This window comes from Aeribacillus sp. FSL K6-1305 (assembly GCF_038050115.1).
Lineage (GTDB): Bacteria > Bacillota > Bacilli > Bacillales > Aeribacillaceae > Aeribacillus > Aeribacillus composti.
The window spans coordinates 1659211-1671062 of the sequence record NZ_JBBOQV010000001.1 but is presented as its reverse complement, the minus strand read 5'-3'; the positions used below and the strand labels follow the sequence as shown (position 1 = coordinate 1671062).

Annotated in this window: 9 protein-coding genes; all 9 read left to right on the top strand. The window is 37.8% G+C overall.

What is annotated here, in order from left to right; all coding sequences use genetic code 11:
- Positions 1 to 86 precede the first annotated feature (86 nt).
- Entirely contained in the window at positions 87 to 476 is a 390-nt protein-coding gene (locus NST97_RS08050) for an FxsA family protein (protein ID WP_339197032.1), read from the top strand.
- A 300-nt stretch (positions 477 to 776) separates the two neighbouring features.
- Positions 777 to 1895, top strand: a complete 1119-nt coding sequence (citZ, locus tag NST97_RS08045; RefSeq protein ID WP_063387400.1) for a citrate synthase — start codon at positions 777 to 779, stop codon at positions 1893 to 1895.
- A 96-nt stretch (positions 1896 to 1991) separates the two neighbouring features.
- Positions 1992 to 3263, top strand: coding sequence for an NADP-dependent isocitrate dehydrogenase (gene icd / locus NST97_RS08040; protein WP_066247811.1), 1272 nt, complete (start codon positions 1992 to 1994; stop codon positions 3261 to 3263).
- A gap of 95 nt (positions 3264 to 3358) precedes the next feature.
- Complete coding sequence (gene mdh, locus NST97_RS08035) at positions 3359 to 4297, top strand: malate dehydrogenase (protein WP_063387488.1); 939 nt, start codon at positions 3359 to 3361, stop codon at positions 4295 to 4297.
- A gap of 243 nt (positions 4298 to 4540) precedes the next feature.
- Positions 4541 to 5263, top strand: coding sequence for a response regulator transcription factor (locus NST97_RS08030; protein ID WP_063387489.1), 723 nt, complete (start codon positions 4541 to 4543; stop codon positions 5261 to 5263).
- On the top strand, positions 5256 to 7016 hold the full coding sequence (gene pnpS / locus NST97_RS08025) for a two-component system histidine kinase PnpS (protein ID WP_339197028.1): 1761 nt from the start codon (positions 5256 to 5258) through the stop codon (positions 7014 to 7016). Before NST97_RS08030 ends, pnpS begins: the two co-directional genes overlap by 8 nt.
- Positions 7017 to 7220: 204 nt before the next feature.
- Positions 7221 to 8231: an FtsH protease activity modulator HflK gene (gene hflK / locus NST97_RS08020; protein WP_066247808.1), complete on the top strand. Its 1011-nt coding sequence runs from the start codon at positions 7221 to 7223 to the stop codon at positions 8229 to 8231.
- Complete coding sequence (hflC, locus tag NST97_RS08015; protein WP_339197026.1) at positions 8218 to 9132, top strand: protease modulator HflC; 915 nt, start codon at positions 8218 to 8220, stop codon at positions 9130 to 9132. Before hflK ends, hflC begins: the two co-directional genes overlap by 14 nt.
- 89 nt (positions 9133 to 9221) lie before the next feature.
- Complete coding sequence (gene polA / locus NST97_RS08010) at positions 9222 to 11852, top strand: DNA polymerase I (protein WP_327862618.1); 2631 nt, start codon at positions 9222 to 9224, stop codon at positions 11850 to 11852.

The window sequence follows — 11852 nt, the reverse complement described above, 5'->3', positions numbered from 1 at the left end:
AAAGATTAAGAAACGAGCATTTTACATCTCCCTTTTGTATAGTAAAGAGTAGGGAACGGGTATTTTATATATGGAGGAGATAGCATATGCGAGCATTATTGATTTTTTTTATTGTTGCACCGGCTTGTGAAATAGGGGTTTTGCTTTTATCTGGAAAGACGATCGGGGTGCTTCCGACTGTGCTATTGATTATCTTAACAGGCTTTGTTGGGGCTTATTTGGCGAAAAAACAAGGAATTCAGGCAGTGCGAAATCTTCAAAAGGAAATTCAATATGGGCGCATTCCAAGCAATGCCATTTTGGATGCAATGGCTATTTTTGTCGGAGGAATCATGCTATTGACGCCGGGATTTATTTCGGATATCGTCGGTTTGTTTCTTTTATTTCCAATCACAAGAAATTGGATAAAGCCTTTTCTTATTCAATTCATAAAAAAATGGATTGATAAACATACGATCCATATTATTCGGCCATAATTCAATAAAAGATTTATTATGCTGAAATAAGTAATTCTTATTCAATTCTATAAGATTTTTTTATTAAAAAAAAGAATTCCGTAAAAAATATCTTATTTATCTGATTCACAAAAGTCTGATAATTGTTTATAATAGAGGTGTATTTTTTAATTCATATGTTTGGTGATCATTTCACTGATAAAAAATATTTCACAAAAGAAATGAAAGCATTTTCTTTTTGTGAAAAAATGAAAGTTTTATGAATTTCGTTTATTTCTATTTGAATTGCAGTTGAAAATTTTATGTAAAGGGGAGATAGCCATGACAGCAACGCGTGGACTAGAAGGCGTGGTAGCCACAACTTCATCAATAAGTTCTATTATTGATGATACATTGACATATGTTGGTTACAATATTGACGATTTAGCTCAAAACGCAAGCTTTGAAGAAGTTGTTTACCTGCTTTGGCATCGAAAGCTTCCGAATAAGGAGCAATTAGAGGAATTAAGAAAGCAGCTTGCTGAGAATGCGTCGATACCGAATGAAATATTAGAACATTTTAAAACTTATCCGATTGATAAAGTACATCCGATGGCAGCTTTGAGAACAGCTGTATCTTTGCTTGGATTGTATGACGAAGAAGCGGACAACATGTCTGATGAGGCAAATTATCGAAAAGCAATTCGATTGCAGGCGAAAATTTCTACAATTGTCGCTGCTTTTGCCCGCATCCGCAAAGGATTGGAGCCTGTTCAACCGAGAACAGATTTAGGCTTTGCCGCTAATTTCTTATATATGTTAAAAGGTGAAGAACCTGATCAAACTTCCATTGAAGCCTTCAACAAAGCGCTCGTCCTTCATGCAGACCATGAATTGAATGCTTCGACATTTACTGCAAGAGTATGTGTGGCAACGCTTTCGGACATTTATTCCGGAATTACTGCGGCAATTGGAGCATTGAAAGGACCGTTGCATGGCGGTGCGAACGAACGCGTTATGCGAATGTTAACAGAAATTGGTGAACCTGAAAATGTAGAATCTTACATTCGCGAAAAATTAGCAAACAAAGAAAAAATTATGGGATTTGGTCATCGAGTTTATCGCAAAGGGGATCCTCGTGCCAAACATTTAAAAGAAATGTCCCGCAGACTAACAGAAATCACCGGTGAAACGAAATGGTATGAAATGTCAACTAAAATTGAGGAAATCGTAACATCTGAAAAATCTTTACCGCCGAATGTTGATTTTTATTCAGCGTCTGTATACCATTGCTTAGGTATTGATCATGATTTATTTACGCCGATTTTTGCAATAAGCCGCACATCTGGATGGTTAGCCCATATTTTAGAGCAATATGAAAACAATCGATTGATTCGTCCTCGTGCGGAATATACAGGACCAGAAAAACAAGTATTTATCCCTATCGAAAAGCGCAGCTAACAGGTAAAATAGAAAAGGGATTCCTTTTTCTTCCCTGTTAAGCATGGCCATGCTTTTATACACAAATAGAGAATACATATTTAGGAGGTAATGATTGTGGCAGAAGGTCAAAAAATTACAATGACAAATGGTACTTTAAACGTTCCAAATGATCCTATAATTCCGTTTATTGAAGGAGACGGCACTGGTCCTGATATTTGGAGAGCTGCGTCAAAAGTGCTGGAAGCAGCTGTAGAAAAAGCATACAATGGCGAAAAGAAAATCGTTTGGAAAGAAGTGCTTGCTGGTGAAAAAGCTTTTAAAGAGACTGGGGAATGGCTTCCTCAAGAAACGCTTGATGTTATACGCGAGTATATGATTGCGATCAAAGGTCCGTTAACAACTCCTGTAGGTGGAGGAATCCGTTCTTTAAACGTTGCTCTTCGCCAAGAGCTGGATTTATTTGTGTGCTTAAGACCTGTCCGTTATTTCAATGGAGTTCCTTCCCCTGTAAAACGTCCTCAAGATACAGACATGGTAATTTTCCGTGAAAATACCGAAGACATCTATGCCGGCATAGAGTATGCAAAAGGGACAGAAGAAGTAAAAAAAGTCATTGAATTTTTACAAAAAGAGCTGGGAGTAAACAAAATCCGTTTCCCTGAAACGTCTGGAATCGGCATTAAGCCTATTTCTGAAGAAGGAACGAAACGGCTTGTCCGGGCGGCCATTAACTATGCAATTGAACACGGAAGAAAATCTGTCACCCTTGTTCATAAAGGGAACATTATGAAATTTACAGAAGGCGCGTTTAAAAATTGGGGATATGAATTGGCTGAGCAAGAGTTTGGCGATAAAGTATTCACATGGGCTGAGTATGACCGCATTGTTGAAAAAGAAGGAAAAGAAGCGGCTAACAAAGCGCAAGAAGAAGCAGAAAAAGCTGGAAAAATTATTATTAAAGATGCAATTGCAGATATTTTCCTACAGCAAATTCTTACTCGTCCGCGCGAGTTTGATGTAGTAGCAACGATGAATTTAAATGGAGACTACATTTCGGATGCTTTGGCTGCACAAGTAGGCGGAATCGGTATTGCTCCAGGAGCAAACATTAACTACGAGACAGGGCATGCGATTTTTGAAGCAACACACGGTACAGCACCAAAATACGCCGGACTTGATAAAGTGAATCCATCTTCCGTAATTCTTTCTGGAGTGCTTATGCTCGAACATTTAGGCTGGAAAGAAGCAGCTGATTTAATCATTCAAGCAATGGAAAAAACGATCGCTTCAAAAGTTGTCACCTATGACTTTGCACGCCTCATGGACGGAGCTACGGAAGTAAAATGCTCTGAATTCGGCAATGAATTGATTAAAAACATGGGTTAAACAAAGAACTGAGAGCTGCTTCTTTACGAAGTAGCTCTCCATTTAGATTCATTTTTGAAAAATCACTTACATAAAAGAGAGGATGGATGCTTGAAATGGCGATTAAAAGAAAGAAAATTTCTGTCATTGGTGCTGGATTTACTGGTGCGACAACAGCTTTTTTGCTAGCAAAAAAAGAGCTGGGAGATGTTGTGCTCGTTGACATTCCGCAAGCAGAGAATCCGACAAAAGGGAAAGCGTTAGACATGCTTGAATCAAGCCCTGTTCTTGGATTTGATGCGAACATTATCGGAACATCAAACTATGAGGAAACGGCTGATTCCGATATTGTTGTGATCACGGCAGGAATTGCAAGAAAACCTGGAATGAGTCGAGACGATTTAGTGCAGACCAACCAAAAAGTAATGAAAAGCGTCACAAAAGAAGTTGTAAAATATTCCCCAAATTCCATTATCATTGTGCTGACAAATCCGGTTGATGCAATGACTTACACTGTTTATAAAGAATCCGGATTTCCAAAACACCGCGTCATCGGTCAATCTGGAGTTTTAGATACCGCAAGATTCCGTACATTTGTTGCTCAAGAATTGAATTTATCAGTCAAAGACATTACAGGATTTGTGTTAGGCGGCCACGGAGATGATATGGTGCCATTAGTTCGCTATTCATACGCAGGGGGCATTCCGTTAGAAAAATTAATTCCGAAAGAGCGCTTGGATGCGATTGTTGAAAGAACTAGAAAAGGCGGGGGAGAAATTGTTAACCTGCTTGGAAACGGAAGCGCATACTACGCACCAGCCGCATCTCTTGTAGAAATGGTGGAAGCGATTGTTAAAGATCAGCGCCGCGTATTGCCTGCCATTGCATATTTAGAAGGAGAATACGGTTTTGAAGGTATTTATTTAGGCGTTCCAACAATTCTTGGAGGCAATGGCTTAGAGCAAATTATTGAGCTTGAACTGACGGATGAAGAAAAAGCAGCTTTGGAAAAATCTGCGGAATCTGTAAGAAATGTTATGAAAGCATTAATATAGTGCATGATAGAAAAAGGAGGACATGTTATGTTCCTCCTTTTTCTTATAAAAGAAAAAAGAGAGTTTGCATAGAAAATTCGTCCGCTTTTTCAATTTCCGCTTCAAAACCGCTCCATCATGTTTCTATCGATTCTTTAAAATCTTCTGAAAGCAGCTTTTCTTGTATTGGTTCTTTCTGCTTCGTGGACTATAATAATAATAAAGAATAATAAGAACAGTAGGAGAAAATTATTGGAGGATTTTATGAGTAAAAAAATATTAGTAGTGGATGATGAACAATCGATTGTCACTCTTCTTCAGTATAATCTTGAACAAGCAGGCTATGAAGTCATTACTGCTCAGGATGGAAGCGAAGGATTTGAAAAAGCAATTACAGATGCACCGGATTTAATTGTGCTTGATTTAATGCTCCCGAGTATAGATGGTATGGAAATTTGTAAACAGCTTAGACAGCGCAAAGTGATGACGCCCATTTTAATGCTTACGGCAAAAGATGATGAATTTGATAAGGTGCTTGGGCTTGAGCTAGGGGCGGACGATTACATGACAAAACCGTTCAGTCCAAGAGAAATTATCGCTCGGGTAAAAGCAATCCTGCGGCGTGTCAGATCAGAAGATGCTCACATGCATGTAAAAAAAGAAGCGGAAGAAAACAACATTATTATCGGTGATTTAAAAATTATGCCTGAACGATATGAAGCTTATTTTGAACAAGAAAGACTTGACTTTACACCGAAAGAGTTTGAACTGCTTCTTTATCTTGCGAAACATAAAGGCCGAGTTTTGACAAGGGATCAGTTATTAAGCGCTGTTTGGAATTATGATTTTGCCGGTGATACAAGAATAGTGGATGTTCATATCAGCCATTTAAGAGAAAAAATTGAACGGAATACGAAAAAGCCTGAATATATTAAAACGATCAGAGGTCTAGGCTACAAACTGGAGGATCCAAAGCTAAATGAGTAAGTTCCGTTCAAAACTGCTTCTTGCGTTTACAGCATTAATTATTACTGTTCTGCTTGGTTTTGGATTTATTTTAGGACAATTATTTCAATCGTTTTACTTCATCAATTATGAGAAGCAATTTAAAAAAGAAGCCGAGTTGATCAAGCTGGTCATTGAGAATGAAAAGATCGGTTCTACCGAAATGAAGCATAAAATGGAGGAAATGAGCGAAAAGTTAAACTCACTCCTTCTTTTTATGGATATGGACGGAAACATCGTTTTTAAAACAGGTCCTAGCTTTCATCAAAGCGACGAAAGGTTATCAGAACTGATCTTGACCAACCACCGAAATGCAAAGGAAGGATTTCGCCTAGGTCTCGATCAAGCTGATTTGTTATTTTACGGTATTCCCATCTTTCAACAAGATGAACGAAAGGGATTTTTAGTTTTCGGGACTTCCATCAAATATTTCGAAGCGATGAATAAAGAAATTTGGTTTTTCATTATAGGGAGTCTTATTGCGGCATTAACGATCATTTTAATTTTTGGCACCCGCATTATGAAGCAGTATACGAAACCGATCGAATCGGCGACAGAAGTGGCGATGGAGCTTGCAAAAGGAAATTACAAAGCGAGAACATATGAAAATTCATCAGGCGACGAAACGAGTATGTTGAGCAAATCCATCAACATTTTGGCACGCAACCTTCAAGACATGACAAGAACCCAGGAATTGCACCAGGAAAGGCTGCAAACATTGATTGAAAACATGGGAAGCGGTCTTCTTTTCATTGATGAACGTGGCTATATTAGCCTGATGAATAAAGCCTTTAAAGAAATTTTTCAAATTAATCAAGAGGATTATTTATATAAATCTTACCAAGAAGCGATCGCATATAAAGAAATTATTCAAATGGTCGAAGAAATTTTTTTGACGGAATCAAATATAAGAAAGCATATTATGCTTCCTGTTAACATCGAAAGAAAGCATTTTGAAGTTTACGGTGCTCCGATCATTGGAAAAAGTGAAGTATGGAAAGGCGTCGTTCTTGTTTTTCACGATATTACCGAATTGAAAAAGCTTGAACAAATACGAAAAGATTTTGTAGCAAATGTATCTCATGAATTAAAAACACCGATCACCTCCATCAAAGGGTTTTCTGAAACATTGCTGGATGGCGCCATGAAAGATGAACAAACATTGCATTTTTTTTTATCCATCATTTTAAAAGAAAGCGAACGAATGCAATCTTTAATTCAAGATTTATTAGATTTATCAAAAATCGAGCAGCAGGGCTTTCAGCTGGAGCTTAGAAAATGCAATGTAAACGAGTTTTTAAAAGAAATTCATCATTTGCTAGATAGAAAAGCGAAAGAAAAAAATATTGATTTTATATTGGATGTTCCAGACGAGCCTGTTTTTATTGAAGGCGATCCTCATCGGCTGAAGCAAATTTTTATAAACTTAGCCAGCAACGGAATTATGTATACGCCAGCTGGCGGAAAAGTGACCCTTTCTGTTAAGGCTGGACATGATGAAGTAGCCATTTCTGTTCAAGACACCGGAATTGGAATTAGAGAAGAGGAAATTCCTAGAATTTTTGAGCGTTTTTATAGAGTTGATAAAGCTAGAAGCAGAAACTCAGGTGGAACTGGTTTAGGGCTTGCGATCGTAAAACATTTAGTAGAAGCCCACCAAGCAAATTTGACAGTCAAAAGCACCGTTGGTGTTGGAACGACTTTTACTGTGACTTTTCAAAGATACAATGAATAGTTTAACATAAGATTTACATCCAATTTATGCTAAGTTAACATTTGATTGTTAAAATGGCATTCGAAAACCCCTTCATCCAAGGAGCCCATTTGCAGATGGAAACAATTACGTTTCCGTCTTTTTTTTATGGCTGCGTTTTTTAAATGAAACAAAATCGTACTTTTTTCGTATGAAATAATAAATAGAGAGAGATGGGGGGATATAATGGTAAGCATAAGAAGATTATTAACAATTATTGGATTTATTTTTCTGATCAGCATTCTCGGTCTTGCTGCGATTACTTCCTGGTATACTGTAGACGAGTCGGAACAAGCGGTTATTACTACATTTGGAAAAGTGGAAGAGGGTATAACTGAGCCTGGGCTTCATTTTAAATGGCCATGGCCGATTCAATCGGTAAAAAAACTATCCAAAGAAACATTCAGTTTACAATTTGGATATAAAGAAAAAGATGGAAAAGTTGAGTCTTTTCCAAAGGAAACAAAAATGATTACAGGCGATGAAAACATTGTGTTAGCAGATATGGTCGTTCAATGGAAAATAACGAATCCGGCAAAATATTTGTTCAATGCTGAAAATCCAAAGGAAATTTTGCGGGATGCAACATCTGCTTCGTTAAGAAGCATTATTGGAAGCACAAAAATTGACAATGCTTTAACGAGCGGAAAAGTGGAAATTGAAGCTCAAGTGCAAGAATTATTAAGCTCGTTGATGAAAAAGTATGATATTGGCATTTCAATCATTGCGGTCAAATTGCAGGATGTTGATTTGCCGAACGAAGAAGTTCGAAAGGCGTTTACAAACGTTACGGATGCAAGAGAAATGATGAATACGAAAATAAACGAAGCCAATAAATATAGGAATAAACGAACAAAAGAGGCAGAAGGAGAGCGCGATGCAATCATCTCCAAAGCTGAAGGGGACAGAGCGTCCAGAATTGAACAAGCGAAAGGGGAAGTCGCACTATTTAATTCTTTATACAATGAATACAAAAATTCGAAAGAAATCACAGAAAAACGTCTAATTTTAGAAACAATAGACAGCGTGCTGCCAAATGCGCAAATTTACATTATGAAGGATGATGGAAATACAATGAAGTATTTTCCTGTTCAGCCTATGCAGCAAGTGCTGCCTAATGATCAGCAAAGTCAGCAAAAAGCTGATCAATCGAGTGAGAACACGCAAAAAAGAGGTGAAAACAATGGACAAGAATGAAAAGAAAATTAATTTTGAATGGAAGAAATACATACGCCTAGGGTCTGTTATAGCCGGTTTATTTGCGTGTTTGCTATTTTTATTCAGCAACGTTTTTGTTGTGAAAGAAAATGAATATAAAGTCGTTCGCCAATTTGGCGAAGTTGTAAAAATTATAGAGAAGCCCGGCCTCCATTTAAAAATTCCTTTCATACAAACAGTTGAAAGTCTTCCAAAGCATCAATTAACGTATGATGTGGAGGAAGCGGAAATCAATACAAAGGATAAAAAACGAATATTAATTGACAACTATGCGGTTTGGAGAATCGAAGATCCGAAAGAAATGATCGCCAATGCAAGAACAGTTGTCAATGCAGAGGCAAAAATGTCGGAATTTATCTTTTCCACTGTGAGATCGCAGCTTGGAAAACTGAATTATGATGAAATTATTAATGATGAAAAGTCTTCCCGCGGGAGCCTCAATGACAAAATCACAAATATTGTTAATAACCTGCTTGAACAAAATCATTTCGGCATTAAGGTGGTTGATGTAAGAATTAAACGGACGGATTTGCCGGAAGCAAATGAAAAATCGGTATTTACTAGGATGATATCAGAGCGGGAATCAAAAGCCCAAGAATATTTATCGATGGGGGATGCAGAAAAAAATCGAATTGTTGCTGAAACGGACAGACAAGTAAAAGAAATGCTGGCAAAAGCTGAAGCTCAAGCTGAAACCATCCGCGGTCATGGAGAGGCGGAGGCGGCGAAGCTCTATAACCAGGCTTATTCAAAAGATCCTAAATTTTATGAATTATATAGAACACTTCAATCCTACAAGAAAACAATCGACGGTGAAACAGTCATCGTTCTCCCGTTCGATTCTCCATACGCCAAAATATTAATGGGAGAAACAGAATAAAATCGATAAGCCATGTTTTTTCTTCTGCTGAAAGTAATGGTAGAATAGAAGGAAGGCATGGCTTTTTTAGTTGAAGGAGGCTAGTAGTAGTGACAAAGAAGCTAGTTTTAATTGATGGAAACAGTATTGCTTACAGAGCGTTTTTCGCTTTGCCGCTTTTAAATAATGATAAGGGGATTTATACGAATGCAATTTACGGCTTTACAAATATGCTGTTAAAAGTACTGGAGGAAGAAAAACCGACACATATTCTTGTTGCATTTGATGCAGGGAAAACAACGTTCCGGCATAAAACTTTTAAAGAATATAAAGGAACTCGGCAAAAAACCCCGCCTGAATTGTCGGAGCAGCTACCATTTATACGGGATTTGCTTGATGCCTACAAAATTACAACATATGAGCTCGAAAATTATGAGGCTGATGATATTATTGGAACAGTTGCGAGACAAGCTGAGAAGCAAGATTTTGAAGTGAAAATTATTTCCGGAGATAAGGATTTAACACAGCTGGCAACTGAAAAAACGACCGTTTCCATCACGAAAAAAGGAATTACGGATGTTGAACCGCACACGCCTGAATCGATTCAAGAGAAGTATGGGCTAAGCCCGGCACAAATTATTGATTTGAAAGGATTGATGGGCGATCAATCAGATAATATCCCAGGTGTGCCCGGCGTTGGAGAGAAAACCGCGATTAAATTGCTGAAACAGTTTGAGACAGTCGAAAATATTTTAAATTCGATTGAAGAAGTAAATGGAAAAAAATTAAAGGAAAACTTACAAAACTATAAAGAGCAAGCATTAATGAGCAAACAGCTTGCGACAATTAATTGTGAAGCTCCTGTCGAAATAAAAATTCAAGACCTTGAGTATAAAGGCTATGACAAAGAAAAAGTAGTGAAAATTTTTAAGGAACTAGGCTTCCAATCGCTCCTAGACAAAATGGGAGAGCATGAGAATGAAGAAGCGGATGAAATGCCGACGATTAAGTTCGAAAAAGTTGAAAAGCTGTCAGACAAGGTTTTATCAGAGAAGGCAGCTCTTTTAGTGGAAATCATTGATGAAAATTATCATACTGGAGAAATCATCGGGTTTTCTATCGCAAACGAAAATGGATGTTTTTATATTCCAGCCGAAATTGCGCTACATTCAAAAGAGTTCATAGAATGGGTGAAGGATGAAACAAAGCGGAAAGTGGTGTATGATGCGAAAAAATCAATTGTGGCGCTGCGCTGGCGAAACATTGATTTAGCAGGTATTGAGTTTGATGTTCTCATTGCCTCATACATTTTAAACCCGTCTGAATCGATTGACGACATAGCCGAGCTTGCCAAGACAAAAAATAAACATTTAGTTCAAAAGGATGAAGTGATTTACGGAAAAGGCGCTAAACGTCATATCCCTGATGAAGACATTTTAGGCGAACATCTTGCCAGAAAAGCGTTAGCCATTTATGAGCTGGAAGAATTATTAATACAAGAATTAGAAGAAAATGAACAATTTCATTTATTCAGCGAATTGGAGCTTCCGCTGTCAGCCATTTTATCTGACATGGAAACAACAGGAGTAAAGATAGACGTCAACCGTCTGAAAGAAATGGGAAAAGAGCTTGATGAACAGCTGAAGCAATTAGAAAAGGATATTCATCGTCTAGCTGGAGTGTCATTTAACATTAATTCTCCGAAGCAGCTTGGGCCGATTTTATTTGAAAAGCTCAATCTACCGGTTTTGAAAAAGACCAAAACGGGGTATTCGACCTCTGCGGACGTTTTAGAAAAATTGAGAGGACAACACGAAATTGTGGAGAAAATTTTGCATTACCGGCAGCTCGGAAAGCTTCAATCGACGTATATTGAAGGGCTGCTGAAGGTTGTCCATCGTGATACGCATAAAATCCACACCCGATTTAATCAAGCATTAACGCAAACCGGAAGATTAAGCTCCACAGACCCGAATTTGCAAAACATTCCGATTCGCCTTGAGGAAGGCCGCAAAATTCGTCAAGCATTTATCCCTTCTGAAAAAGATTGGGTCATTTTTGCAGCGGACTATTCCCAGATTGAACTGCGAGTGCTTGCGCATATATCTGGAGATGAAAAATTGATTGAAGCGTTTAAACAAGATCTTGATATTCATACAAAAACGGCGATCGATGTGTTCCATGTCGAAGAAGATAAAGTGACCTCCAACATGAGAAGACAGGCAAAAGCAGTTAATTTCGGGATTGTTTACGGAATCAGCGATTACGGATTGTCGCAAAACTTAGGAATTACCCGAAAAGAAGCTGGTGAATTTATTAAAAAATATTTTGAAATTTATAAAGGTGTTAAAGAATATATGGATGGCATAATCCAAGAGGCGAAGCAAAAAGGCTATGTAACGACACTAATGCAGCGTCGGAGATATATTCCGGAAATTACGAGCAGAAATTTCAATATCAGAAGTTTTGCCGAGCGAACAGCCATGAATACTCCGATTCAAGGAAGTGCAGCGGATATTATCAAAAAAGCGATGATCGATATGGCGCAAGAAATTGAAAAACGAAATTTGCAAACGAGGCTGCTGCTTCAAGTTCATGACGAATTGGTGTTTGAAGCGCCAAAGGATGAAATTGAAATTTTAGAAAAGCTTGTTCCGGAAGTAATGGAAAATGCCATTCAGCTAAAAGTGCCGTTAAAGGTTGATTATTCTTACGGTTCTACGTGGTATGAAGCGAAATAA